This is a genomic window from Geobacillus sp. 47C-IIb (assembly GCF_014679705.1).
Classification (GTDB): domain Bacteria; phylum Bacillota; class Bacilli; order Bacillales; family Anoxybacillaceae; genus Geobacillus; species Geobacillus thermodenitrificans.
Genome location: NZ_CP061473.1, coordinates 1,063,503 through 1,089,805 on the forward strand (window position 1 = coordinate 1,063,503; position 26,303 = coordinate 1,089,805).

General features: G+C 51.1%; 26 protein-coding genes, 1 pseudogene and 3 other annotated features. Of the genes and pseudogenes, 2 read left to right on the forward strand and 25 right to left on the reverse strand.

Annotated elements, in window-relative coordinates; genetic code table 11:
- Window positions 1-15: 15 nt before the first annotated feature.
- The 5 genes from modA to msrA all read right to left on the reverse strand — a co-directional run bounded on the left by modA (window position 16) and on the right by msrA (window position 5,976).
- Window positions 16-795 (reverse strand): molybdate ABC transporter substrate-binding protein, encoded by a 780-nt coding sequence (gene modA, locus IC804_RS05390; protein ID WP_081156916.1) that lies wholly within the window; start codon window positions 793-795, stop codon window positions 16-18.
- A gap of 81 nt (window positions 796-876) precedes the next feature.
- Window positions 877-3,291: a phenylalanine--tRNA ligase subunit beta gene (gene pheT / locus IC804_RS05395; RefSeq protein ID WP_081156914.1), complete on the reverse strand. Its 2,415-nt coding sequence runs from the start codon at window positions 3,289-3,291 to the stop codon at window positions 877-879.
- A gap of 21 nt (window positions 3,292-3,312) precedes the next feature.
- The gene (gene pheS, locus IC804_RS05400; RefSeq protein ID WP_081156912.1) at window positions 3,313-4,347 is read right to left on the reverse strand and encodes a phenylalanine--tRNA ligase subunit alpha; all 1,035 of its coding nucleotides are present in this window, start codon (window positions 4,345-4,347) and stop codon (window positions 3,313-3,315) included.
- A gap of 39 nt (window positions 4,348-4,386) precedes the next feature.
- Window positions 4,387-4,630: a binding site (T-box leader), on the reverse strand.
- Window positions 4,631-4,699: 69 nt separating this feature from the next.
- Window positions 4,700-5,455: a TrmH family RNA methyltransferase gene (locus IC804_RS05405; protein WP_081156910.1), complete on the reverse strand. Its 756-nt coding sequence runs from the start codon at window positions 5,453-5,455 to the stop codon at window positions 4,700-4,702.
- Window positions 5,452-5,976: a peptide-methionine (S)-S-oxide reductase MsrA gene (gene msrA, locus IC804_RS05410; protein WP_008881164.1), complete on the reverse strand. Its 525-nt coding sequence runs from the start codon at window positions 5,974-5,976 to the stop codon at window positions 5,452-5,454. Before msrA ends, IC804_RS05405 begins: the two co-directional genes overlap by 4 nt.
- A 141-nt stretch (window positions 5,977-6,117) precedes the next feature.
- Between msrA and sspI the strand changes: the two genes are divergently transcribed.
- Together sspI and IC804_RS18480 are read left to right on the forward strand one after the other, a co-directional pair.
- Window positions 6,118-6,327, forward strand: coding sequence for a small acid-soluble spore protein SspI (gene sspI / locus IC804_RS05415; RefSeq protein ID WP_008881165.1), 210 nt, complete (start codon window positions 6,118-6,120; stop codon window positions 6,325-6,327).
- Between the two features lie 277 nt (window positions 6,328-6,604).
- Window positions 6,605-6,760 carry a helix-turn-helix domain-containing protein gene (locus IC804_RS18480; protein ID WP_230459266.1) on the forward strand — a complete coding sequence of 52 codons (156 nt, stop codon included), beginning with the start codon at window positions 6,605-6,607 and terminating at the stop codon, window positions 6,758-6,760.
- Window positions 6,761-7,087: 327 nt separating this feature from the next.
- On the opposite strand, the gene IC804_RS05425 is transcribed toward IC804_RS18480, so the two are convergent.
- The 20 genes and pseudogenes from IC804_RS05425 to IC804_RS05515 all read right to left on the reverse strand — a co-directional run bounded on the left by IC804_RS05425 (window position 7,088) and on the right by IC804_RS05515 (window position 26,245).
- Window positions 7,088-8,173, reverse strand: coding sequence for a M42 family metallopeptidase (locus IC804_RS05425; protein WP_011887941.1), 1,086 nt, complete (start codon window positions 8,171-8,173; stop codon window positions 7,088-7,090).
- Window positions 8,174-8,265: 92 nt separating this feature from the next.
- Window positions 8,266-8,751: a dUTP diphosphatase gene (locus IC804_RS05430; protein WP_011887942.1), complete on the reverse strand. Its 486-nt coding sequence runs from the start codon at window positions 8,749-8,751 to the stop codon at window positions 8,266-8,268.
- A gap of 15 nt (window positions 8,752-8,766) precedes the next feature.
- A pseudogene (locus IC804_RS05435) lies at window positions 8,767-9,017 on the reverse strand (DUF1294 domain-containing protein).
- Window positions 9,018-9,087: 70 nt separating this feature from the next.
- Entirely contained in the window at window positions 9,088-9,447 is a 360-nt protein-coding gene (rplT, locus tag IC804_RS05440; protein WP_011887944.1) for a 50S ribosomal protein L20, read from the reverse strand.
- Between the two features lie 26 nt (window positions 9,448-9,473).
- Window positions 9,474-9,674, reverse strand: coding sequence for a 50S ribosomal protein L35 (rpmI, locus tag IC804_RS05445; RefSeq protein ID WP_011887945.1), 201 nt, complete (start codon window positions 9,672-9,674; stop codon window positions 9,474-9,476).
- A 12-nt stretch (window positions 9,675-9,686) separates the two neighbouring features.
- On the reverse strand, window positions 9,687-10,208 hold the full coding sequence (gene infC, locus IC804_RS05450; protein WP_078172646.1) for a translation initiation factor IF-3: 522 nt from the start codon (window positions 10,206-10,208) through the stop codon (window positions 9,687-9,689).
- Window positions 10,209-10,261: 53 nt separating this feature from the next.
- Window positions 10,262-10,393: a sequence feature (ribosomal protein L20 leader region), on the reverse strand.
- A gap of 244 nt (window positions 10,394-10,637) precedes the next feature.
- Complete coding sequence (gene thrS / locus IC804_RS05455; protein ID WP_029760619.1) at window positions 10,638-12,587, reverse strand: threonine--tRNA ligase; 1,950 nt, start codon at window positions 12,585-12,587, stop codon at window positions 10,638-10,640.
- Between the two features lie 49 nt (window positions 12,588-12,636).
- Window positions 12,637-12,863: a binding site (T-box leader), on the reverse strand.
- Between the two features lie 45 nt (window positions 12,864-12,908).
- A complete protein-coding gene (gene ytxC, locus IC804_RS05460; RefSeq protein WP_060476097.1) occupies window positions 12,909-13,784 on the reverse strand; it encodes a putative sporulation protein YtxC in 876 nt (291 codons plus the stop codon).
- Between the two features lie 189 nt (window positions 13,785-13,973).
- On the reverse strand, window positions 13,974-14,915 hold the full coding sequence (gene dnaI / locus IC804_RS05465; RefSeq protein ID WP_008880842.1) for a primosomal protein DnaI: 942 nt from the start codon (window positions 14,913-14,915) through the stop codon (window positions 13,974-13,976).
- An 11-nt stretch (window positions 14,916-14,926) separates the two neighbouring features.
- Window positions 14,927-16,318 carry a replication initiation and membrane attachment family protein gene (locus IC804_RS05470; protein ID WP_081156908.1) on the reverse strand — a complete coding sequence of 464 codons (1,392 nt, stop codon included), beginning with the start codon at window positions 16,316-16,318 and terminating at the stop codon, window positions 14,927-14,929.
- A 104-nt stretch (window positions 16,319-16,422) separates the two neighbouring features.
- On the reverse strand, window positions 16,423-16,884 hold the full coding sequence (gene nrdR, locus IC804_RS05475; protein WP_008880844.1) for a transcriptional regulator NrdR: 462 nt from the start codon (window positions 16,882-16,884) through the stop codon (window positions 16,423-16,425).
- 67 nt (window positions 16,885-16,951) lie between these two features.
- Window positions 16,952-17,350: a hypothetical protein gene (locus IC804_RS05480; RefSeq protein WP_008880845.1), complete on the reverse strand. Its 399-nt coding sequence runs from the start codon at window positions 17,348-17,350 to the stop codon at window positions 16,952-16,954.
- A gap of 123 nt (window positions 17,351-17,473) precedes the next feature.
- The gene (gene speD / locus IC804_RS05485; protein WP_008880846.1) at window positions 17,474-17,848 is read right to left on the reverse strand and encodes an adenosylmethionine decarboxylase; all 375 of its coding nucleotides are present in this window, start codon (window positions 17,846-17,848) and stop codon (window positions 17,474-17,476) included.
- A 169-nt stretch (window positions 17,849-18,017) separates the two neighbouring features.
- On the reverse strand, window positions 18,018-18,146 hold the full coding sequence (locus IC804_RS18820) for a hypothetical protein (RefSeq protein WP_255505896.1): 129 nt from the start codon (window positions 18,144-18,146) through the stop codon (window positions 18,018-18,020).
- A 103-nt stretch (window positions 18,147-18,249) separates the two neighbouring features.
- Window positions 18,250-19,278, reverse strand: coding sequence for a glyceraldehyde-3-phosphate dehydrogenase (locus IC804_RS05490; protein ID WP_008880847.1), 1,029 nt, complete (start codon window positions 19,276-19,278; stop codon window positions 18,250-18,252).
- A 116-nt stretch (window positions 19,279-19,394) separates the two neighbouring features.
- The gene (coaE, locus tag IC804_RS05495) at window positions 19,395-20,000 is read right to left on the reverse strand and encodes a dephospho-CoA kinase (RefSeq protein ID WP_008880848.1); all 606 of its coding nucleotides are present in this window, start codon (window positions 19,998-20,000) and stop codon (window positions 19,395-19,397) included.
- A 28-nt stretch (window positions 20,001-20,028) separates the two neighbouring features.
- Window positions 20,029-20,853 (reverse strand): DNA-formamidopyrimidine glycosylase, encoded by an 825-nt coding sequence (mutM, locus tag IC804_RS05500; protein ID WP_008880849.1) that lies wholly within the window; start codon window positions 20,851-20,853, stop codon window positions 20,029-20,031.
- A 238-nt stretch (window positions 20,854-21,091) separates the two neighbouring features.
- A complete protein-coding gene (gene polA, locus IC804_RS05505) occupies window positions 21,092-23,728 on the reverse strand; it encodes a DNA polymerase I (RefSeq protein ID WP_081156906.1) in 2,637 nt (878 codons plus the stop codon).
- A 64-nt stretch (window positions 23,729-23,792) separates the two neighbouring features.
- The gene (gene pnpS, locus IC804_RS05510) at window positions 23,793-25,544 is read right to left on the reverse strand and encodes a two-component system histidine kinase PnpS (protein ID WP_011887955.1); all 1,752 of its coding nucleotides are present in this window, start codon (window positions 25,542-25,544) and stop codon (window positions 23,793-23,795) included.
- A complete protein-coding gene (locus IC804_RS05515) occupies window positions 25,541-26,245 on the reverse strand; it encodes a response regulator transcription factor (protein WP_081156904.1) in 705 nt (234 codons plus the stop codon). The genes pnpS and IC804_RS05515 overlap by 4 nt, the downstream gene beginning before the upstream one ends.
- Window positions 26,246-26,303 lie beyond the last annotated feature (58 nt).

Below are 26,303 nucleotides of genomic sequence, written 5' to 3' on the forward strand. Positions count from 1 at the left end.
AAGTGCGTTTGGATGCTAGTGGGCACGGCGGAACCCGTACTGTTCAAATTGCTTCAACGCTTGTTCACTCGTCAAATAGGCATAAAACTGGCGCGCTTCTTGCAGATGTTTGCTCGTCTTGACCACACCGAGCGGATAGACGATCGGTTCGTGCATCTCATCAGGCACCGCAGCGGCGATGTGCACGTTGCCCGAGACAAGCGCGTCCGTCCGATATACAAAGCCGGCGTCGACGTTGCCCGTTTCGACATACGTCAATACTTGGCGAACGTCTTTGGCAAGAACAAGGCGCGGCTCGACGTTTTCCCAAAGCCCGGCGCGCTCAAGTGTTTGTTTCGCGTATATGCCGGCCGGCACCGACTCAGGGATGCCAATGGCCACCCGTTTCGCGCGAGTGATGTCATCGAGCGACTGAATCGCTCCTTCTTCCTGTTTTGGCACAATGAGCACGAGTTCGTTGGCAACCACCGTTTTTTCATGCGTGGAATCGATCAGCCCTTCCTTTTTCAGTTCTTCAAACGGCAGGACGGCGGCAGAGAAAAACAAGTCGACCGGCGCTCCTTGAGCGATTTGTTTTTGCAAGGCGCCGGATGACCCAAAATTATAGTGAATGCGGATATTCGGATGTTCATGCTCGAAGGCGGTTTTCACTTCCTTTAGCGCGTCTTGCAAACTGGCAGCCGCTGAGACGGTGAGCTCAACCGGTTGTTTTCCACCTTCTGATCGACCTGCGTCACACCCGTGCAACCCGACAAGTAAAACCATCGCAATGATCACAGCTCGAACGCTTCGCATCGTTCTCCCCCTTTTTTCGCGATGGGCGCGAATAGAAAAACAGGGAGCTGCCTACGCTCCCTGCCTAACACAGCCGCGGCATTACCCGCGCAACACCGCGCCAAACTGCTCCTCGACCGCTGCCAAAACCCGTTCATGGACGGCAGTAACTTCTTCATCAGTGAGCGTCCGTTCCGGATCGTAGTAGCGGAGCGAGAAGGCGAGCGATTTTTTCCCGGCCGGCAGACGGTCGCCTTTATAGACGTCAAAGAGGGCCACGTCTTTTAATAGCGGGTTCCCCGCTTCGGCGATCGCCTGCTTGAGAGCACCTGCTTCGACATTGTCGTCGACGACTAAAGCGATGTCGCGCACGACTGACGGGAAGCGCGGAATCGACTCGTAACGGATCGTTTCGCCTTCTGTATTCAGTAGCTCAGCGAAGGCGAGTTCAAAGACATACGTTTCTTTCAAATCGTACTCTTTTTGTACAGCCGGATGGAGCTGGCCGACAAAGCCGATCTCTTTGCCGTCAAGCACAATCTCCGCCGTCCGCCCCGGATGCAAATCAGCACGCTTCGCCGGACGGTAGCTGATGCGATCAGACAGCCCAAGCAGGGCGAACAAGCCGTCAAGCACGCCTTTTGCAACATAGAAATCAGCTGCTTTTTTCTCTCCTTGCCAAAGGTGGGCATGCCATAAACCGGTGATGACGCCGGCGAGCCGTTCTTTTTCCGCCGGTTGGACGTTTTCCCCCTTGGACAAATAGACAGAGCCGATTTCATATAGCGCGACGTTCTCAACTTGGCGGGCACGGTTGTAGCTCGCCGCTTCGAGCAAATGCGGCACCAAGCTTTGCCGGAGAACGCTCCGCTCCTCACTCATCGGCAACGCCAAGCGGACTGGTTCGGTTGTCTCCAAAGCAAACCGCGTCGCTTTGTCCGGACTAGTAAGCGAATACGTGATCGCCTGGAACAAGCCCACGCCTTCGAAATAGCGGCGGACACGGCGGCGTTTCGCTTGGTACGGTGTCAACTCGCCCGGTTTTGCTTCGGCCACCGGCAAAGTCGCTGGCAAATGGTCGTAGCCATACAAACGGGCGACTTCCTCGATAATATCTTCTTCGATCGTAATATCGCGGCGGCGCGATGGAACATGGATTGTAAACGTTCCATTATCTTCCGTAAACGAGAATTGCAAGTTTGAAAGAATGCCAGCCACTTCCTCTTTCGTCATCGCTGTGCCGAGGACGCCGTTGATGCGTTCCAGCGCCACCGTTACAACAACCGGCTCTTCTTTCCATGTATTAGCTTCCACGATACCGCTGACGACCTCGCCGCCGGCGTATTCTGCCATCAAAGCAGCAGCGCGCTCGAGCGCTTCTTTCGTCCGCGCCGGATCAATCCCTTTTTCAAACCGGGTGCTCGCTTCGCTGCGCAACCCGTGGTCTTTCACCGCCTGGCGGATGACCGGGCTCGTAAAATACGCGGCTTCGATGAACACTGTTTTCGTGTCATCCTGCACTTCCGAGTTCGCTCCGCCCATCACACCGGCTAAGGCGACCGGCTCACGGCCGTTTGTGATGACGAGATGATCTTCAGTCAGCTTCCGCTCGACATCGTCAAGCGTCACGATCATTTCTCCCGCCTTGGCACGACGAACGACGATCTCCTTCGAACCGAGACGGTCGTAGTCAAACGCGTGAAGCGGCTGGCCGTACTCAAGCAAAATGTAGTTGGTGATATCGACAACATTGTTGTGTGGACGAATGCCGGCCGCCATCAAGCGCGCTTGCATCCAAAGCGGCGACGGGCCGATTTGGACGTTTTTCACGATCCGTCCGGCGTACAGCGGATTGTCTTCCGGCGCCTCGACACGGACAGAAATGTAGTCATGGACGCTTTCTTCATTTTCGTTCACCGCCGTTTCCGGCAACTTCACATCGCAGCCGAGAATCGCAGCGACTTCGTAGGCAACGCCAAGCATGCTTAAGCAATCGGCGCGATTCGGCGTCAAGGCGAGTTCGAGCACTTCATCGTGCAAGCCGAGCCATTCAAGCGCATCAGCGCCGACCGGCGCGTCGCTTGGGAAGACGAAAATGCCTTCGGCGTATTCTTTCGGCACGACTTTTGTTTCAACACCGAGTTCTTGGAGCGAGCAAATCATGCCGTTCGACTCTTCGCCGCGCAGCTTCGCCCGTTTGATTTTAAAATTGCCCGGCAGTCTCGCCCCAACTTTCGCTACAGCAACTTTTTGCCCCTTGGCGACGTTCGGGGCGCCGCAAATGATTTGCACCGGCTCTCCTTCGCCAAGATCAACAAGACATTTCCGCAGTTTATCGGCGTTTGGGTGTGGCTCGCATTCGAGCACATGGCCGATGACGACTCCTTTCATTCCCCGCTCAAGCGCTTCAACCCGCTCGACTTCAATGCCGCTTTTTGTAATGCGATCAGCGAGTTGTTCCGCCGTCACGCCCGTCAAATCGACGTATTCGCCTAGCCAACGATAAGAAACGAGCATTCCCAACTCCTCCTTTTTCTTTTAGACACGCAAAAATTGTTGCAAGAAACGAAGATCGTTCTGATAGAAATGGCGGATGTCATCAATGCCGTATTTCAACATCGCGATCCGCTCCGGCCCCATGCCGAACGCAAATCCGGTATACGTTTTCGAATCAAAGCCGGCCATCTCAAGCACGTTCGGGTGCACCATGCCAGCGCCTAAAATTTCAATCCAGCCCGTACCTTTGCAAACGCTGCAGCCGTGCCCTTCGCAGCGGAAGCAGGACACATCGACCTCGACTGAAGGCTCGGTAAACGGGAAAAAGCTCGGACGAAAACGAATGTCGCGCCCTTCACCGAACAGCTTGCGGGCAAATTCGCGCAGCGTCCCTTTTAAATCGCTCATCCGGATGTTGCGGTCAACAACCAATCCTTCAATTTGCGTAAACTGATGTGAATGGGTCGCATCATCGGTATCGCGGCGATACACTTTCCCCGGGCAAATGATTTTTACCGGACCGCGCCCGCGATGTTTTTCCATCGTCCGTGCCTGCATCGGCGACGTGTGGGTGCGAAGCAAAATTTCTTCCGTAATATAAAACGAATCTTGCATATCGCGGGCCGGGTGTCCTTTCGGCAAATTGAGCGCCTCAAAATTGTAATAATCGGTCTCGACTTCCGGACCTTCGGCGACCGTATAGCCCATGCCGATAAACAAATCTTCAATTTCCTCGATGACGCGCGTCAGCGGATGAGGATTCCCCAGTTTCACCGGACGGCTCGGAAGCGTCACATCGATCGCTTCAGCCGCCAACTTCCGCTCGACTTCTTCTTCTTCCAGTTTCGTTTGTTTTGCTTCGAGCGCCTTTTGGATCGCCTCTCTTACCTCATTGGCAAGCGCACCAATTTTCGGACGCTCTTCTGACGGCAATGCTCCCATGCCGCGCAGCACTTCGGTAATCGGCCCTTTTTTGCCTAAATAGGCGACACGCACATCGTTGAGCGCTTTTAAATCGCCAGCTTGTTCAATTTTTTCAAGCGCTTCTCGTTCAAGCTCATGCAACCGTTCTTTCACGCCAATCCCTCCTCTAACAAAATAAAAAACCCGTCCCTCATAAGGGACGAGTTGTTGCTCGCGGTACCACCCTTGTTAACAGCGCAAACGAAGACGCACTGTTCCCTTCATTGCTATAACGGCCCGAAGCCGGATCACCTTTACATCCTGCCTGAGAGGATGGTCCCGGTGTCAACTCGGGAGGTGAACTTCACTTGCGTCGGCCATAAAAACGCTCCCAGTCTATGGCGTTTTCTCCCTGGATGGCGAGCAGCAAGCTACTCTTCTCCGTCATCGTTGTTATCGATATGGGAAATGTCGCTATTCATTATACGCAAACCAAGAGACAAAGGCAAGGTAAGTCAGAAATTTTTTACTGCGCCGTCTGCAAGGAGTAAAGTAAAATTCCAGCTGCAACGGCAACGTTGAGTGACTCGGCTTGGCCGTAAATCGGAATGTAGACATTTTCCGTTGTCATCTTGAGCAGCTCGCGCCGGACGCCGCTTCCTTCATTGCCAACTAAAAGCGCAAATGAGGATGATTGCGGGATGGCACGGTAGTCGACCGCATTCTCCAAGGCGGTGCCGTACACTGGAACACCTTGCTCTTTCAAGCGCGTGATCCATTCTGCCACATCGCCTTTGACAATCGGAAGATGAAACAACGACCCTTGGGTTGCGCGGATCACTTTCGGATTGTACAAGTCAGCGCATCCTTCTCCTAAAATGACAGCATCAATGCCGGCTGCGTCGGCAGTGCGAATCATTGTGCCAAGATTGCCTGGGTCTTGCACGGCATCAATGAGCAACGCCGTTTTCACACCTGTAAGCTCATGCGGCCGCTGACGACAGATGGCAGCGATCCCTTGCGGCGTTTCCGTGCTGCTGATCGCCTTCATCACCGTCTCGGTCACGATCACTACCGGAACATCGCTGACGTCCCAGCCGGGCGGGATCGTCGTCCGTTCATCCACAATCAACTCGACAAGCGGCGCTTGGCTTTTGACTGCCTCTTCAACGAGATGAAATCCTTCTAGCAAAAAGCACCCGGTTTCCTCGCGTCCTTTTTTCGTCAATAACTTTTTCCAATGCTTTACACGTGCATTTTTCGGCGATTCGATCCGCTTCACCGCTTCGCCCCCCAATGTTTGGCGATAAACTCGTCGCGCCCGGAAGCGGCACGATCTTGCTTGTAATGCTCCGGATTTTTCTTATGGTAGTTTTGATGGTGCTCTTCCGCCGGGTAAAACGTTGTAGCTGGCAAAATTTTTGTCACAATCGGCTTTGAGAAACGCCCACTTTCTTCTAACGCCCGCTTTGACTGCTCAGCGAGCCGGCGCTGTGTTTCGTTATGGTAAAAAATCGCCGTCCGGTATTGCGGTCCACGGTCATGAAACTGACCGCCGTCATCGGTCGGGTCAATTTGGCACCAATACAGCTCTAAAAGCCGCTCATATGGGAACACGTCCGGGTCAAACGTGATTTGCACCGCTTCATAATGGCCGGTCGTCCCTGTTTTCACTTGCTCATACGTCGGATTTTCAACATGCCCACCCGTATAGCCAGAGACGATGCCGTAAATGCCGTCCAGCTCTTCAAACGGCGTCACCATGCACCAAAAGCAACCTCCAGCGAATGTCGCTTTTTCCATTGTGTCGTCACCTCATACGTCAAGTTTCTTCATTTTGATATTTGCTCCCCATTATACCATAGACGTGAACCACCGATGTATAAATCCGCTGCCATTGGCAAACGATAACGTTGTACAACAACGGCAAACGAGGTGATGACAATGAATTTAAATCTTCGCCATGCGATTATGCACAATGTCGCAAACAATTCGAAAGATCAGCTCGAAAATACGATTGAAGACGCGATTCAACGTGGTGAGGAAAAGTATTTGCCCGGCCTTGGCGTCCTCTTTGAAGCCATTTGGACGAACGCCAATGAGCAGCAAAAAGACATGATGCTCTCCACGCTCGAGCAAGCAGTCAAACAGTAAGCAGTCGCTGGCGCTGCGGTCACCCTTCCCGCCTAGAAGGCTGATGAAACACAATGACTATGGGAAAAGGGAAACGTATTTCAACTTGAGAACGCCTACTATGAAGCTACATGCTCTGTTTCATCGCCCGCCTTCTAAACAGCGCCACCCCCAACACCTCGCCTCAACGAAAAAAGCCCGCCCGACTAGGGCGGCTTTTCCATTTTGATATAATAGGTAATCATAACAAATTGGAAGGGGAAAAACACTGCTGGTAAACAAAGCATATCCATTTAGAATCTATCCAAACAAAACATTTGGTTGTTCTCGATTCGTCCTTAACTTCTTTTTGAACAAGCAAAAAGAAAAAATAGCTATTAGCCTGAGGGATCCCTCAGTGTTCGCAGGAATCTCCCACTTCAAACAAACTGTAAGGCGGTTAAGCGGTGAGTAGTTCAACTCTCTTTCGGCCAATCATATCCCTCTGCTTACTAAAATAACTGCCCTGAGGCACGGCTCAACTAGTGAGACCGTTTTACTGCCGTCAATGCAAAAGCGGGTTGGAATACATCCGCCGGCAAAGCGAAAAACGGTCACAACATGTTGACCAATCAAGAAATTGGATAACAAGCGCCGCATACAAACCAGCACAATAAGTAGCGCTGTTTCTACCAAAAAGAAGGTGTCCCAAAACGTTCGGGACACCTGTTTCCTGTTCTGTATATACGCAGATCTTTTTCGCTAAAAGAGGCTGCCTTTTCAGGCAACCTCCTTACGCTCGTTATTCAAATGTAATTTGGTTCACTTTATCAGCATCAAGCCGTTTAATGACTTCAACTAATAGCTTGACCGTGTTTTCATAGTCATCGCGATGCAAAATGGAAGCATGCGAATGGATGTAGCGGGTTGGAATGGCAATCGTCAGTGACGGGACACCGCTGCCGGTTAAATGAATCGCCCCCGCGTCCGTGCCGCCGCCTGGCATGGCGTCAAAGTGATACGGAATGTTCAGCTCTTCCGCCACTTCGATGACAAATTCGCGCAAACCGCGATGCGACACCATCGTTGCATCGTATAGGACAATGTGCGGGCCGGCGCCGAGCTTGCCCATCGCTTCTTTTTCCGAGACACCTGGCGTATCGCCTGCCACGCCGACGTCAACGGCAAAAGCGATGTCCGGTTGAATGAATTGGGCAGCCGTGCGCGCCCCGCGCAAACCGACTTCTTCCTGTACCGTGCCGACACCATACACCGTGTTCGGGTGGTCAACGCCTTTCAGCTGCTTGAGCACATCAATGGCGATCGCACAGCCGATCCGGTTGTCCCACGCTTTGGCTAACAGCATTTTTTCATTGTTCAACACGGTAAACTCAAAATACGGTACGATCATATCGCCTGGGCGGACGCCCCACTCCATCGCTTCGTCACGGCTCTTCGCACCGATGTCAATGAACATATCTTTAATATCAACCGGTTTTTTGCGCGCCTCCGGCGGCAAAATGTGCGGCGGCTTCGAACCGATCACACCGGTGATGTCGCCCTTTTTCGTTACGATGGTCACTCGTTGGGCGAGCATCACTTGGCTCCACCAGCCGCCGAGCGTTTGGAAGCGGATGAATCCTTTATCATCGATTTGCGTGACCATAAAGCCGACTTCGTCCAAATGGCCGGCAATCATGACTTTCGGTCCGCCAGCTTTTCCTTCTTTTTTGGCGATCAAGCTGCCGAGACCGTCGGTCGTTACTTCGTCCGCATATGGGGCTATGTATGTTTTCATCACTTCGCGCGCTTCCCGTTCATTGCCCGGGACACCTTTTGCATCCGTCAACGCTTTCAGCATTGTTAACGTTTCGTCCAATTTTGCCATCTTGACACCCCTTTCCGTTTTTGTCCACTTTTTCATTATACCTGAAAAAGCTGGCGGTTGGCAAAATTCAATCATTTGCTCTCCAAAAAAGCTTAATACCGTTCGTTTTGCCGTTGATGGTTCACTTCATTTTTTCGACGGTACGCGGCGGTGATTTCATCTGGCGAAAAACCGAGCGCCGCGCCAAGGCACAAATATTCGGTAAACAGCTCGTGATAATCCGCACTCGCTTTCGTCATCCCGAACCGGTCAGCGGCGCGAAACACGGCGAGAAACTGTTCAACTAGCGGCCGTTGTGCCGAAGGAGACGTTTCACTTTCATAGAACAACCCGCATTCGAGTCCGAGCGACAAAAGGAAGTGCAACCCATCGACGTACTCTTCAAGCACTTTCTCTGCCGGTGAAGACGGCTTAACGCTCCAAAACTTAAAACAGCGTGTCTCGTTCGCCAGCTCACCAAGTTCAACAAGAAAAGCAAGATGCTTGCGCGCAAACAAATCTTCAGCCTCTAGGCCGTGCTGCGTTTCAATGCGTGTGTCTAACTCGCGTTGCATGTCGTAAAGCAAAGGCCAGTTCATTCTCTTCTCCCCTTTCTACCTCATCCACAGCCAATAAACAACGAACTCCGCCGCTGCCAACAGCGGCAAGCCGTATCGAAACACGCGATGGCGCGTTTTATGGCGAAACGTATACATGCCCGCCATAGCTCCGAAAGCTCCACCCAACCACGCCAGCAGCCAAAGCGTCCGCTCGGCGATGCGAAAACGATGGCGTCTCGCCTTATATTTATCAAGCCCCATGGCAAAAAAGCGAGAAGATTGACGGCTATTGCATATTGTATCATAAGGCCCCTCCCTCACTCCATTTCCTATGTAAATAAAAACGGCCATCCCCGTTCAGGATGGCCATTCGTATTACTTATTCAAGTTCGCTTTTGCCAAGTCAGCGAGTTGAGCGAACGCTGCTTGGTCGTTTACCGCCAAGTCAGCAAGCATTTTCCGGTTTACTTCTACACCGGCCAGTTTCAAGCCGTGCATGAGGCGGCTGTAGGACAAGCCGTTTTGGCGAGCTGCCGCGTTGATACGCGCGATCCATAATTTACGGAAATCGCGCTTCCGTTGACGACGGTCGCGATACGCGTACATGAGAGATTTCATAACTTGTTGGTTAGCAACTCTATATAACGCGTGTTTCGCGCCGAAATACCCTTTCGCAAGCTTTAATACTTTTTTGCGACGTCTGCGCGTCACTGGTCCACCTTTTACGCGTGGCATAATTTTTCCCTCCTACTGATCGGTCATTATTTCAAGTTGTCAAGCATTTGACGAATGCGTTTGAAATCGCCAGGCGAAACGAGCGCCGCTTTGCGAAGATGACGTTTTTGCTTTTTCGTTTTGTTAGCAAACAAGTGGCTCGTATACGCATGACCGCGTTTTAATTTGCCGCTCGCCGTTTTTTTGAACCGTTTGGCCGAGCCGCGGTGAGTTTTCATTTTTGGCATCGTAGTTCCTCCTTACTTGTTGTCATTTTTCGGTGCCAGCACTAAAAACATGTTGCGCCCTTCCAATTTCGGCGCCGTTTCGACGACCGCGATATCAGCGCATGCTTCCGAGAAGCGGTCAAGGACGCGCTGCCCGATTTCTTTATGGGTGATCGCCCGCCCTTTAAAGCGGATCGTCGCCTTCACTTTATCGCCTTTTTCTAAAAACTTGCGCGCATTGCGTAGTTTCGTATTAAAGTCGTGTTCCTCAATCGTCGGGCTGAGGCGCACCTCTTTAATGTTGATCACCTTTTGCTTTTTGCGCGCTTCTTTTTCTTTCTTTTGCTGCTCAAAGCGGAATTTGCCGTAGTCCATGATACGGCAAACAGGCGGTTTGGCGTTCGGGGCGACAAGCACAAGGTCCAAGTTGCGTCTTGCCGCGATCTCGAGCGCTTCCTGCTTCGACTTAATGCCGAGCTGATCGCCGTTTTGATCGATTAAGCGCACTTCGCGGGCACGAATTTGTTCGTTGATAATAAAATCTTTGCTAATAATGAGCCACCTCCAAGGTTTTTTCCGACTGTCTTGTTTGTCGGCAGAATCCCGCTCCTAACAAAAAAGCGCGGATGCACAAGGCACCCGCGCACGATGTTCGAATAAACCATTGACGAACCGTAACAACCTGCCAACAGCCACTTAAGCGTCGGTCAGGTGAGAAGCGGGTGCTTCTGCTTTCGTTACAAACAAGCAATCATTTCACTTTATACACTATACCACCTTGGTGATGGCATGTCAAGGATCCATTCTTGATAAACACAACGTCCTTTATTATAGCGGATCATTGTTTCGTTGACAAGAGAAAACTTTTGATTTGTGACAAAAAGTTTTGTTGCCCTTCGTGTTCCCGTTTCTGAGGCAGCGCAGCTGTTCACCTGAAAAAAGCAGCCCGGCAGGCGGGCATGCCGCCTACGGGCCGCTGTTGGCTCATCGTTTTTTCACTCGTTTTTGCCGCACATCTTCTTCTAGCATCGCGATAAACTTGTCAAGCGCCACAGTCTCGCTTTCTTTTTCACCGTAGCGGCGGACGTTGACCGCTCGCTCGGCCGCTTCTTTGTCGCCGACAACGAGCATATAAGGAATTTTTTGCATTTGCGCTTCGCGGATTTTATAGCCGATTTTTTCATCCCGTTCGTCGACTTCGACGCGGAAGCCGTTTACTTGCAGCGCTTGTTTCACTTCATACGCATAATCGAGATGGGCTTCCGACGATACCGGGATGACTTCCACTTGCACCGGGGCGAGCCACGTTGGAAATGCCCCTTTGTATTCTTCGATCAAGAAGGCGACAAACCGTTCCATCGTGGAAACAACGCCGCGGTGGATGACGACCGGGCGGTGCGGTTTTCCATCTTCGCCGATATATGTTAAGTCAAACCGCTCCGGCAAGAGGAAGTCAAGCTGTACAGTCGACAGCGTCTCATCTTTGCCGAGTGCCGTGCGCACTTGCACATCGAGCTTCGGTCCGTAAAACGCTGCTTCCCCTTCCGCTTCGTAGTAATCGAGGCCAAGTTCATCCATCGCCTCGCGCAGCATGCGTTGCGCCTTTTCCCACATCTCGTCGTCGTCGTAATATTTTTCTTTATCTTGTGGGTCGCGGTACGACAGGCGGAACGAATATTCGTCCAGCCCAAAGTCTTTGTATACTTCCAAAATCAAATTAACGACGCGCTTAAACTCGTCTTTAATTTGATCCGGGCGCACGAAAATATGGGCGTCGTTGAGCGTCATGCCGCGGACACGCTGCAGTCCAGTAAGCGCCCCGGACATTTCGTAGCGATGCATCGTGCCGAGCTCGGCGATGCGGATCGGCAGCTCACGGTAGCTATGAAGCTTGCTTTTATAAATCATCATATGGTGCGGGCAGTTCATCGGCCGCAGCACGAGCTCTTCGTTATCCATTTCCATCGGTGGGAACATGTTTTCTTTATAATGGTCCCAGTGTCCTGAGGTTTTATACAGCTCCACACTACCGAGCACCGGCGTATATACATGATCATAACCAAGGGCGATTTCTTTATCGACAATGTACCGTTCAATCAAGCGACGGATCGTCGCCCCTTTCGGCAACCAAAGCGGCAGTCCTTGTCCGACTTTTTGTGATGTCGTAAATAGCTCAAGCTCTTTGCCCAATTTGCGATGATCGCGCTCTTTCGCCTCTTCGAGCAACTGCAAATAATGGTCCAGATCTTCTTTTTTGAAAAACGCCGTACCGTAAATACGCTGCAGCATTTTGTTGTTGCTGTCACCGCGCCAGTAGGCCCCCGAGATGCTGAGCAGCTTGAACTCTTTGATTTTCCCGGTCGACGGCACGTGCACACCCCGACAAAGATCGAAAAACTCGCCTTGCTCGTAAATGGAAATCGTCTCGCCTTCCGGAATATCGTTGATGAGCTCCAGTTTCAAGTGATCACCAATTTTTTCATACAGGCGAATCGCCTCGTCGCGGCTCACTTCTTTGCGAACAACGTCAAGATTTTCCTTTACGATTTTGCGCATTTCCGCCTCAATTTTCGGCAAATCATCCGGCGTCAGCTTATGTTCCATATCAATATCATAGTAGAAGCCGTTTTCAATGACCGGGCCGACGCCAAGCTTGACGTTGTCATACAGCCGCTTGATCGCTTGCGCCATTAAATGGGCGGTGCTATGACGCAAAATATCAAGTGCCTCAGGCATGTCCTGGGTAATAATGACAAGCTCGCCGTCTTCTTGAAGCGGCGTGCGTAAATCAACAAACCGGCCGTTCAGTTTCCCGGCAATCGCTTTTTTCTTCAATCCCGGACTGATCGAGGCAGCGATGTCCTCAGTTGACGTTCCGCTCGGAAACTCCTTTTTCGCCCCGTCCGGGAACGTAATGCGAATAACGTCTGGCATGAAGTTCACTCCTTTACCTTAATGTCAAAATAAAAAAACTCCTCCCTCATAAAGGGACGAGTTTTTGTCGTGGTTCCACCCTTCTTCCCATGGCAAAAACAAAGCCATGGCTCAACACATATAACGGCCGTCGACCGGCGGCAACTACTAGACGTCGCGTTCGCTACCGCAGCTCTGAGGGGGTAAGCACATTTTTCGTGTTAGGAAGGTTCCAGCCAACGCCTTCCCTCTCTGGAAACCGTAAAAATGCGCCCATGTCCTCATCATCGCTTGTTTTCGTTCACTTTTATGACGTCATTATAGCGAAAACAACAGGAAAAATCAAGATTCTTCTCGATTTCCAGCGTTAGCGGTAAACAGATGGGCAAAATCAGCGCGACGCCGAAGGCGAAGCCGCTCTTGGAACACGTTTTGCATCGTCTGCACCATGCCATCATCCGGATGATCCGTGTACAGCTCGATTTCAGCCGGAGCAAGCGAAATAAGCGGCGCCAGAACGGAAGAATCGATATACATCGGCTGGCTGAAGACGAGATGGCGATCAATCATTTGTTTTACTTCAGCCATCGACAATTCCCGTCGGCTGCTGTCATAAAACAAAAAGTGTGGCGGGTCATGTACTAAGTAGAGGCGCGGCCATTGCGGCGTCCGGGTGGCAAGGCAGTCACGCAGCATTTGCACAAAGTTTTGGTATTCCTGTTCTAGTTTGTATTCATCAATCGCCAGCTCGACGTAATGCTGGAGGCGCTCCATATACGACTTTAAGCGGAATGTAACGAATGAAGAAAACGAAAACGATAATCCGTCACGCAAAAAGGAAGCGAATGCGCTGCGCAGAAGCACTGCACGCGAAGCGGCAAACTCCCCGCCTTTCCGGTAGTCGCGCCGCTCACCTTCTAAAAACGAATGGGCGAGCGCTAAAATTTGCTGTTGCTCCTCCACATCACGGAAATAAAAGACGTCGGAGATGATCGATAAGAGCAACCTGTCTTCCACAACCCTCCTCACAAACGCCGTCATGGCTGGTATGATATGCTCCTCAAGCACGTGCTTCTCCTCGCCATGTATGTAAACCGCCACGGTTTTGCGTCCATCGTAAGCGGCGTGAAACAGCGGACAGGCATCCTGTTTCCGTTTGTTCAGCAGCCAAAACAGTTTCTCCGCCTCGCTTGCCTCGTCAAAATGGATTTCGATCACCCGCTGTCCCCCCTTAATTCGAGATCAATGCTTGGTTTATATATATGGGGACAACCAGCTGTTTAGACTAAAAAAAGAGCCAAGCTTAACGGCGTTTCACCTGAAGGGCGGCAAGACAAAAAAAAATCGGCGTCCTACTTTTGGAAGCCGATCGTAAGAGAACGTTGCTGCGGGATCCTAGTACGCCTATTAACCGTTTTGCTCGCGACGGTTTGGCCCGGTCAGCTCAATCGGGTATGCCAAATAGCGAATCCGTTCCATAATGCGCGCCGCCTTCACTTTCTCTTCCTCGCCGCGCTGCGAATACGTTAAATGATGGGCAAGCTGCTGCATATCAAAGTTGGATGTAAAAAAGGTCGGCAAGTTTTCAAACATCCGGTATTGCAAAATCGGACCGAGCACGTCATCGCGCACCCAGCTTGACATCGACTCAGCACCAAGATCATCAAGCATCAAAATCGGCACTTTTTTCACGTAATCCAGCTTTTCGTTCATCGTCTGATCTTGGAGCGAATGTTTCAGTTCACGAAACAGCTCCGGTACATAGACAATGAGCGATGGGATGTTTCGTTTGGCAAGCTCGTTGGCGATCGCGCCAAGCAAATACGTTTTGCCGACGCCAAACGATCCGTGCAAATATAACCCTTTCATTTTTTTTCCTGGCTGGTATTCTGTCACAAACTTCTCGGCGAACTTGATCGCTTTAATCCGCCCATTATCGCTAAGATCAATATCAGACAGCGAGGCGTGCAAAATTTCACGCGGTACGAACATGCTTTGAATCAGCGATTCTTGCTGTCTTCGCTCGTCATCCTGCACCTTTTTCGGGCAGCGGTCATACTCGGTGTCAATCCGTCCACCGGTGACCACCAAATTCGGACGGTATCCCGGCAGCATGTTCGGGCATTGCTCGAGCCCTGGGCATTGGCGGCAGTGCTGGCTTTGCTCAATAAATTCATACAGCTTCATCAAACTGCGGTCAACCATGTCGTTTGACAACTGCCGCTCGTGTGCCCGCAAAAACGGCTGCACGTCCGGATGTGTCAAAATATAGGTCCTCATTTGTTCATAACGCTGCTTAAACCCTTGGTTGCCAAGCAACCGCTGCAACAAGTGGTTTACTCGTTCCATTGCTTTTACACCTACGATCCATCACGATATTTTTTCAGCCGTTCTTCAAGCTCTTTGCGCGCCTGTTCCACATCAAAATCGTCATCGTCCGGTTGACTGTAATCCATCTTCAGCCAGTCAGGAACAATTTCTGTGCGCACGACTTTTCGCACTGGCCGTGCCCCTTTTTCTTTTTCATTCGCCCACTGTTGGTATGTTTTTGCTTCCTCTTTGGCTAACTCCATGGCCTCTTTGACCGTCCGCACTTTTTTGCGCGCCCAATGACTGGCGATTTTTTCGACATATTTTTTTGATAGTTTCATATTCGTCCGCAGCATAACGTAATAAATCAACACGTTGACAACACCAGGAAGAAGCTGCTGCTGAAACATAACGTCTTCAATCAACTGCAAATCCCCTAGCGACGGTTCAGCACCACCTGAAATTTCTTTCAACAGCTGACGTGGAGAAATCGTTTCGAGCTGCTTCATCAGCTGCTCTTCCTTCGTGCGTGGTTCAACATTCTCCATCGTCCGATGGGCGAGCGGCTGCACCCGCTCGACAAGCCGCGGTGCAGCACCGCCATGCTCAAGCTCATACCATTCACGCGCCGCTTGACGCAGCGCATCAATATCGATATGGTAAGCGGGATCGATGACACCAAGAACGATTTTTTGCATTTCAAGCGGCGGAATGCCGTATAAAAATGCCAACTTTTTAATTGCTTCTTTCACTTTTGCCGTCACTGCTCGACGCGGCACCAATTGTTTCGACAGTCCAGCAAAAAACAGTTCAAAATCAAACACGTCGTCATCGAGCGTATACGATGCCCCGTCCCGCCCAATATGCACCTTTCCGTCCGGCGGCTCGAGTTCATGTCCGGCTTCTTCGCTAAAACCGGCGACGATTTGTTCAGCTTGGACGGCTGAAAAGACGTCAGAAAACGAACGTGTCACTCGGGTAAACTTCGTCTCGTCAATCGAGGGACGGGCAAAAAACTCGTTCAGTTGGGCAAACAAATGGCGACCGACTTGCCGATACAAAAAGACACCGAGCATTTCGTCGCGGAAAAACTGATCGGGCGCCAGCGGCGGACGCAATTCATAAAGAAACTGTTTCGGCTCTTCCGTTTCCCAAACACGGACGTATGTATTCAACAGTCCGATTCCTTCAAGTTTGAGCCGTTCACTATAAATGTCCGGCAGCCCGCATTGCATAAGCGCCATCAGCCGATGGTGAGTCGCTTCCCGGCCGCCGAGCAGCTCAAGTTCCCCCCAAAGCGTCATATAAAGCGCGAGCGCGCGATAGCCAATGAGCGGCTGATAGAGCATTGTCAACACTTTTCGATCCACATCATGCAATACTCCACGGCTTTGTACCATGTACCGGTCGACGGCAATCAGTTCTTTCCAATGATGTTCCATCGTCCCAACCTTCCATTTCGTCGTATTCGTTTCAACCCGCCTCTCTCCTTTCCTGCCCGAAAAAACGTTGAAAAAAGGGCTTGCTGCCTAACGCGAAAGCCCTTTTACCGCTGTCCTTTTTTAATCAACTCTTTTAGTTCTTCAATAAATACATTAATATCTTTAAACTGGCGATAGACGGAAGCAAAACGGACATAAGCCACTTCATCGATGCGCGACAGCCGTTCCATGACCATTTCACCGATCGTTTCGCTTTTCACTTCCGATACGCCTTGATTACGCAACTCTCGTTCGATTTCTTGCGTCACTTTTTCCAGTTCTTCCAACGCCACCGGCCGTTTTTCACACGCTTTAATCAAGCCACGCAAAATTTTTTCCCGGCTGAATTCTTCGCGCGTCCCTTCTTTTTTCACGACAATGAGCGGCGGCTCCTCGATCCGCTCAAACGTCGTAAACCGATAATGGCACCGTTCACACTCCCGCCGACGACGGATCGAACGGCCTTCCTCGGCTGGACGCGAATCAAGCACGCGCGTGCCTTGATGATGGCATGACGGACACCGCATAACATTCACTCCGTTTGTCTTCTTATTTTCTATCATACCGGAATGGAGAAAAGCAGACAAGCCATAGTTAGCCGTTTAACCCGGAGCCGATATACGGCAGACGGGCATCAAGCTTCCGGTACAATTCGAGGATCACTGCCCGGCTGGAGCCAAAATCAAACGGCAACACCTTCGTCTCCGTCGTCACTGAAAAGTCGACCGCTGTTTCAAACGGACGAACCGAAACGACGGTAGCAACAATAAACAACTTTTTGCCCCGCCGTGTCTGAGCACAAAGCTCGCCTCGCTCCTCGGAAACGGAAAGCAGCTCGGCGTTAGGTAACGACGAAAGCAGCTCTTTGACTGCTTCGATGACAGCACGGTTGGTCGCCTTGTAATAATGGCTGCGCAGCTCGGAATCTTCATGGGTTTCCCGCGTTTCACAATGGTTCGTCAACGCATACTTCAACTTCTTCCACACGCTCATAGCCACGTCTCCCTAGTCGTTCTTTTTCTTCCATCATACCATGATTTTCACCGCTGTTGTACCGTCGAAGAATAAAAAAAGGAGCGTTCCGCTTACGCTCCTTTCGGTTCCGTCGTTATGGAATTACAGCGCGTGCGCCTTTTTCACTTCGATTGGACGCATGCCGCGCGGAAGTTCAATCGTTTCTCGCGTTTGTGCGCCGAGCTGTTCTGCGATGTAGTCAGCGGCAATCGTCGGGTCTAAATGGCCGCATGTATACACATCAATACTCGCATAGCCATGTTCAGGGAACGTGTGAATTGTTAAATGAGATTCCGAAATAATGACAACTCCGCTTACGCCTTGTGGAGCGAATTTATGGAACGCGACTTCACGAATTTCCGCCCCTGATTTTAGTGCGGCGTCAACAAATGTTTTTTCAATAAAATCGATATCATTCAGTTTGTCAAAGTCGCATCCCCAGAGTTCCGAGATAACGTGACGACCCATCGTATCCATGCAAAGAATCCCCCTTTTAACCAATTTTCTCAAATAAAAAACAGATTGTCGTTTGCAAAATGGCATGTATAACTACCACGGGGGAAAGTTAGTCCTAAGAGGTCCTAACCCTTTAAGTAGTCACATTACCTTTGCCGTTAAGAAGTTCACGAGACATAGTATACTTTGTTTAGGGGTTTTTTGCAACAGCCTTTTTTAATTTTTTTACATGAGAAAAACAAGAAACGCCCAAGCCGCTCAACATCGGCTTGGACGCTTTTTGGAAACGGATTGGATAAGCCTTGCGGCGAATGTTCAAGCAACCAGTCAGCGAACGCCCTCCTACGTACCATCACACTGAGAAGCGGGGATACCTTGACTCAAGGTGATAAAATAACGCCGGCGGATGGCCGGCGAAGTGGTTACGCATTGACGTGAAGATGTTCGTTCATCTTAGCAGCGACAAGATGCGCTAAGTCGACGACGCGGCACGAATAGCCCCATTCGTTGTCATACCAAGCGAGCACTTTCACTTTCCGTCCATCGATCACCATCGTCGACAAACCATCAATGATCGCTGAATGCGGATTCGTGTTGAAGTCGATCGACACAAGCGGTTCCATCGTGAATTCTAAAATTCCTTTCAGCGGTCCGTTAGCCGCGCGAAGCAACGCCTCGTTCACTTCATCAATTGTCACATCCCGTTTGACATCGACGACCAAATCGACAAGCGAGACGTTTGGCGTCGGGACGCGCAGCGCCATGCCGTGAAGTTTTCCTTTCAAATGCGGTAACACTAAGCCAAGCGCTTTCGCCGCCCCAGTCGTCGTCGGAATGATCGATTGTGCGCATGAGCGGGCGCGGCGCAAATCTTTATGCGGATTGTCAATATTTTTTTGGTCGTTCGTATAGGCGTGAACGGTCGTCATCAGCCCATTTTCAATTCCGAACGCCTCATCAAGCACTTTCACGACAGGAGCGAGACAGTTCGTCGTGCACGAAGCGTTCGAAATGATGAAATGACGTTCGATATCAAGCATCTGTTCGTTGACGCCAACGACGATTGTGACATCCTCATTTTTGCCCGGAGCGGTTAAAATGACACGCTTCGCCCCAGCGTCTAAGTGGAGGCTCGCTTTCTCACGAGAATTAAATTTTCCAGTTGCTTCAATGACGATATCGATATCAAGCTCTTTCCACGGCAGTTGCTGCGGATCGCGCGAGTTCAATAGCTTCACTTTTTTTCCGTTGACAAGCAGGCCGTCTTCTAAGGCGGTGACGTCCCCGTCAAATTTGCCGTGGTTCGAGTCGTATTTCACTAAATGGGCTAACGTTTCGGGCGGATAGCTGGCATTGACCGCCACAATATCGAGATCAGGAGAATTGATGGCTCTCCGGAAAACCATCCGTCCAATTCGTCCGAATCCGTTAATCGCCACTTTCGCCTTCATTCACCTTGTTCTCCTCTCATATATGTTATACTATTTATCGCAATCTGTATAAATAGTATATCATATTTTTCAAGAATGTGGAGAGCAAAATGACAAAAAACAAACAAAAAAGACGCCTATTTTTCCAAGGCGTCCCATTGTTGCAAAATCGACAATAACTGTCGACGCGTCTGTTCCACCGTTCCGTTATTGTCGATAACTGCATCAGCACGTTTTACTTTTTCTTCGAGCGGCCACTGAGCGCGGATGCGGGCGATCGCTTCCTCCTCGGTGAAGCCGTTTCGCGCCATGAGGCGACGAAGCTGAACGTCATCATCAACGTAAACGACGAGCACTTTATCAACCCAATCGGTCAGTCCGCTTTCAAATAAGAGAGGAATATCCAAGACGACCGTTTTTGCTCCGGAACGAATGAGCTCCTCTTTTTCCGCAAGCATTTTCCGGCGCACAGCCGGATGGACGATGGCGTTCAGCTTTTTCCGCTCTTGTTCGTTGTTAAAGACGATCGCTCCGAGTTTTGCCCGGTCGATCTCGCCGTTCATCTGCAAAATGTCCGGACCGAAGGTAGCGACGATTTGTCGATACGCCTCTTCTCCTGGTTCAACGACAGCTCGCGCCGCCTCATCCGCGTCAATGACCGGAAGGCCGAGTTCGCGCATCATGGCACTGACCGTACTTTTCCCGCTCGCGATTCCCCCAGTCAACCCGATGGTTACTGCCATTTGATTTCTCTCCTTTTTCGTTTGTCGCCTACCGCTGACAGTGCGGGCAATAGTGCGTGCCGCGGCCGGCGACGACCGTTTTTTCAATCGGGGTTCCGCACCGTTTGCACGGCTCCCCTTTGCGGCCATATACGAACAAGCTATGTTGGAACGTGCCCGTTTCCCCTTGCGTGTTGACGTACGTTCGCACCGTGCTTCCCCCCTTCATGATGGCCTCACCGATGGTGGCGACCATCTGTTCATGCAGCCGCTTGATTTCTTCGTCTGTCAGTGAAGCGGCCTGCCGCTCGGGAAGAATGCCAGCGCGAAACAGTGATTCATCGACGTAAATGTTGCCAAATCCAGCGACGACGGTTTGGTCAAGCAGCAACGCTTTCACAGTCCGTTTCGTTTTCGCGGCCCGCTCCGCCAATACGGCTGGAGAAAACGCCGGGGAAAGCGGCTCCGGCCCCAATTGATCAAGCGGCGGCTGGCGGTCTCCCTCCTCCTTGGCATACACATGCATCGTTCCGAACTTGCGCACATCGCGATAACGGAGCTCACTATCGTCAGTGAAGCGGAACACGACGTGCGTGTGCGGGTCAAGCGGTTCGTGTGCATCAGCAACGGTGTAACGCCCTTCCATGCGCAAATGGGAAACAAGCATATCTTGGTCAAACAAAAACTTCAAAAATTTCCCTCGCCGATCGATGCCGCGCACCGTCTGTCCAACAAGCCTTGCGGCAAATGCCTCCGGATCTTGTGGATGACGAATGATGTTCGGCCAAAAAATTTGCACATCCCCGACCGTTTTGCCAACAATAAGCGGCAGCAACGTGCGGCGGATCGTTTCCACTTCCGGCAATTCTGGCATCACGTTCCCTCCTTTCTTTGCTCGTTTGCCTGTACAATCACAAAATGCAGGCTGGCCGGGCAGAGAGCCTTTTTCTTCCCTGTCGTTCACCGGCGTCCCGACTCAAGCCAAGACGACTTCTCTTTGTTGATGTCGACTTGCCCCGCAACCGGGCAAAAGCTTTTTCCCATTCGCATCAGCCCGGCTGGGAGAAGTTCTTTTTCTATGATTGGCCGGCCCGTTTCCGCCCCCGTACCCCTTATTTGGCATCATACCATGTTGGGCCGTAATGGTAGTCGACTTTCAGCGGCACGCGGAGCGTAACGGCCTGCTCCATCACTTCCGGAACAAGCTCACATAATCGCTCAATTTCCTCTTTTGGCGCTTCCAAAATGAGCTCGTCATGCACTTGCAGCAAAAGACGAGCCTGAAGCTGCTCTTCTTTCAGCCGTGCCGCTAAATCAATCATCGCTTTTTTAATAATGTCAGCGGCGCTTCCTTGAATTGGCGTGTTCATGGCCGTCCGCTCTGCAAAACTGCGGACGTTGAAATTGCGGCTTGTAATATCAGGCAAATAGCGGCGCCGATGCAACAGCGTTGTCACATATCCTTTCTGTTTCGCTTCTTGCACAATGTTTTCCATATACTGCTTTACGCCCGGAAAGCTGGCGAAGTAACGTTCGATAAATTCGGCAGCTTCTTTGCGCGTAATGTTCAAGTTTTGCGCCAATCCGTAATCGCTAATTCCGTAAACGATACCGAAGTTAACGGCCTTTGCCTGGCGGCGCATGTTGGCCGTGACTTCCTCTTCGCTCACATGGAAAATGTCCATCGCCGTTTTTGTGTGAATATCCAAATCGCGTTGGAACGCTTCAATTAGATTGTCGTCATCGGCGATATGGGCGAGGACGCGCAATTCAATTTGTGAGTAATCGGCGGCGAAAATGAGCCAGTCCGGCTCTGACGGGACGAACGCTTGGCGGATTTTCCGCCCCTCTTCGAGCCGAATCGGAATGTTTTGCAAGTTCGGCTCGGCCGAGCTGAGCCGCCCAGTTTGCGTCAGCGCTTGGTTGAACATCGTATGCACTTTGCCGGTATCAGGGCGCACAACTTTCAACAATCCTTCAATATACGTTGATTGCAGTTTGCCAAGCTGGCGGTAATGCAAAATGTTTTCGACGATTTCATGATGCGGCGCAAGCTTCTCAAGCACATCAGCCGAAGTCGAATAGCCTGTTTTCGTCTTCTTCAGCACCGGTAGCTGCAGCTTTTCAAATAAAATGACTCCGAGCTGTTTTGGTGAGTTAATGTTGAACTCTTGGCCGGCTAGCTCGTAAATGCGCTGCTCGATGGCACGCAGTTGTTCGGCGAGCTCCGAACCCATCTGTTCAAGCCGCTTTGTATCCACGTTCACCCCAGTGAATTCCATTTCAGCCAAAATCGCCGCCAGCGGCTGCTCAAGCTTCGTTAATAATTGATCTTGTTCGTTGTTCCGCAAATCGTCCATAAACGGCTGCTCAAGCGCCCAAATGGCTGCCGCTTTGCGAACGAGATGCTCAGCAAGCGTCTGTTCGTCCGGCAGCGACCGCTTGGCGCCTTTGCCATAGACCGCTTCATCCGACCGCACCGCTTCATATTGTTTCATTTTCGCCACCGCAGCGATATCGCCGGCATCTTGAGCCGGATTGAGCAAATAGGCAGCGAGCAATAAATCAAAGGCGACGCCGCGAAGCTCAATTCCTTTCCACTTTAAGGCAACGACTGCCCGCTTGGCGTCAAACATGCTTTTTTTCTTCGTTTCATCGGCAAGCCATGCTAAAAATTGCGAATCAGCCAGCGCGGTCTCCGGGCGCATAAAAAATCGCCCATGCTCGTTCACTAGTGCGATTCCGACAATCGGGGCATCGTGGTAGTTTTCTTCCATCACCTCAACGACAAGCGCTGCCTTGTCGGCAAGCATCTCTTCGGTAATGACGTCAACGATGGCAAACTCCATCTCCTCAAGCGGTTTCTCCCCTTCGGCTGCCGGCGCGGCCATTTTTTCCAAGAACGACTGAAACCCGAGTTCTTTAAATAACGCGATGACTTTTTCGCGGTCTTGTCCTTCGTAGACGATGTCATCTAACGACAGCTCAACCGGGGCGTCGCGGCAAATGGACGCCAGCTGTTTGCTCAAGAGAGCTAAATCCCGGTGTTGGCGCAAGTTTTCTTTCAGTTTTTCCCCTTTCACCTCATCGATCGATGCGAGCACATTTTCCACCGTACCAAATTGCTTCAGCAGCTTGACCGCCGTTTTTTCCCCGATGCCGGGCACGCCCGGGATGTTGTCGGATTTATCGCCCATCAATCCTTTTAAATCCACTATTTGCTCCGGAGTCAGGCCGTATTTTTCGTGAACGGTCTCTGGCGTATACGGCTCAATGTCGGTAATCCCTTTTTTCGTAATATCGACCGTCACATGACGGGAGGCGAGCTGGGTTAAATCGCGGTCGCCGGAAATGATTTTCACTTCAAACCCTTCTTGCTCAGCGCGGGCAGCGAGCGTCCCGATAATATCGTCCGCTTCGTAATGATCAAGTTCATAAGCGGGAATGCGGTACGCTTTTAATAACTCGCGCAACAGCGGAAACTGCTCGGACAGTTCCGGGGGAGTTTGTTGCCGTCCGCCTTTATACTCTTGAAACGTTTCATGCCGGAACGTCGTTTTTCCGGCGTCAAACGCTACAAGTAAATGGGTCGGTTGTTCTTCCGCCAAAATTTTGTTCAACATCATCGTAAACCCGTAAACCGCATTCGTATGAATGCCTTTGTCGTTATGCAAAAGTGGCAAGGCAAAAAAGGCGCGGTATGCCACGCTGTTGCCATCAATTAAGACGAGTTTTTTCTTCAATCTCATCCCTCCTCGAACGCTCCTTGTTCTATTGTACCATGCAAACCGCTTCTCATAAAAAAGAAGCCGGCTACCGCTCCGGCTTTGGAAAATGGATCGTAAACACTGTGCCGCGCCCCACTTCGCTTGCTACTGTAATATAGCCGTGATGAGCCTCCACCAAATGTTTGACGATCGAAAGGCCTAGGCCTGTTCCGCCGGAATCACGACTGCGCGCTTTGTCAATGCGATAAAAGCGCTCAAAAATACGAGGAATTTCCTTCTCCTCGATACCAATACCGGTATCTTTCACATGAATGAGCACTTCCTTCTCTTTTTCTTCCGCTTCGACGGCGACTTGTCCATGTTCTGGCGTATAAGCGAGAGCGTTGGCAAGCAAGTTAATCAAAATCTGCTTCAACCGATTTCGATCGCCGCGGATGACAAGCCCGGGCAACGCCTCAACGCGCAAGTCAATTTGCTTTTCCTCCGCCTTTTGACGAAACACGGCTGCCGCCTCGGCAATCACTTCGGCCACGTCCACGTCTTCGAGCTGCAATTGAAATCCGTGCTGCTCAATTTTTGACAAATCAAGCAATTCTTCAACGAGTGTTTGCAGCCGCTCGCTTTCCTTTAAAATGATCGTCAAAAAATGCTCTAACGCCTCTTCGTCTTTCATCGCTCCGTCAAGCAGCGTCTCGGCAAACCCTTTAATGGAGGTGACCGGCGTTTTCAGCTCGTGTGAAACGTTGGCGACAAAGTCTTTGCGAATTTGCTCCAGACGCTTCAATTCCGTAATGTCATGGAACACTACGACGATCCCTTTCCACTCGGCATTCGTTCCGATAATCGGAGCGCCGTATACATCAAAATGCTTCCGCTCAATGCCAATCGTCAACCGCATGTGCCGGCGCATCGCCGTTTCGGTGATAAAAATATCGTCGATCAATTTGATGATGTCACGGTGCGGCAACACATCGGCATATGGACGGTACAAGCAATCGGACGAATCAAGATGAAAATACGTTTGGAACGCGCGGTTGATCAAATGGATATGCCCGCGATGGTCGATAAACAACAAGCCGCTGCCGACATTTTCGATAAGCGTATGGAGCCGGTCGGTTTGGATTTCCCGCGCCCGGCTCATTTCCTGCAAGTTGCGGGCAAGCCGGTTGATCGAACGGACAAGCATGCCGGCTTCTTTATACTCGCCATCGGGAACCCTGGCAGCATAATTGCCTTTTTCGAGCTCAAACGCCACTTTTGTGGCCGCCTCAATCGGCCTCATATATTGGTTGGCGATTTTCCAGCCCAAAGCGACAATAACGATGAGCGCCATGCCGAGGCTGCTCACGAGCACTCCCCAAATTTGCTGACTCACTTTTTTCAGCGAACTCGTCGGCGTGCTTAAAATGACATACCCGCCTCGCTCGCTGCCGTGCCCGTACGGGGCAATATAGTAGTACACATCGTTCGCTTTTTCGATCACCGAAAAGCGAGGGAACTGCTTTTTACGCAAAATGGTGCGGATAATGCGCTCGTGGTCTTCGTCGCTGATCGCCGCGATGCGCCCGCTGTCAAACTGCAACCGCTGGTGTCGATCAAGCACAGTGATGCGCGACGACAGCTCATCCCCCATTTCCTTCAAATCGAGGCGAATTCGCTCAAGTGGTTCGTTTTCAAGCAAAATGGCGAGCGCTTTTGCCTCCTTTTCCATCCGTTTGTTCATCGTCTCAGCATAAAAGTCTTTCAGCAATTGACCGAGCAAAAGGCCAAGGGCGATCAAGACGGTGACAATAAGTGTTACGAGCCAAAACAGCAACCGGTTGCGGAAGCTATTCATACCCGCCTCGGTTCCTCCAATTTATAGCCGAGACCGCGCACCGTTTTAATGTATACTGGCTTTTTCGTATCTTCCTCAATTTTCTCGCGCAAATGGCTGATATGGACATCGACAATGCGTGTATCGCCGGCAAAATCGTAGTTCCATACCGCGCTGAGGAGTTGATCGCGCGTCAACACCCGCCCTTTATGCCGCGCTAAGTGAAGGAGCAACTCAAATTCTTTCGGCGTCAGCTCAAGCGGCTTGTCGCCGACTGTCGCTTCGTAACGCTCTGGGAAAATCTCCAGCTCGCCGATGACAAGTCGTTCGCTCGGTTCAGCGGCCGGTTGAGCAAGATCCGTGCGGCGCAAAATCGCCTTCACACGCGCAACGACTTCGCGAGGGCTGAACGGTTTCGTCATGTAATCATCTGCGCCAAGCTCAAGGCCGAGCACCTTGTCAAATTCATCGTCCCGTGCCGTCAACATTAAAATCGGCGTCATGATTTGCTGCTGGCGAAGCCGTTTGCATACTTCGACACCGTCAAGCTTTGGCAGCATCAAGTCCAAAATGATCAGCGCCGGCTGCTCAAACGCCACTTTCTCCAGCGCCTCTTCGCCGTCATAGGCGGCTACGACTTGAAAACCGGCTTTCTCCAAATTGTAAGACAAAAGAGTCACAATCGGCTGCTCGTCATCGACAACTAAAATTTTTTTGCCCATGCCACGCCTCCATCTCGTCCAATGTTTCTCATTTTTATCATACCATAACTCACGCTTT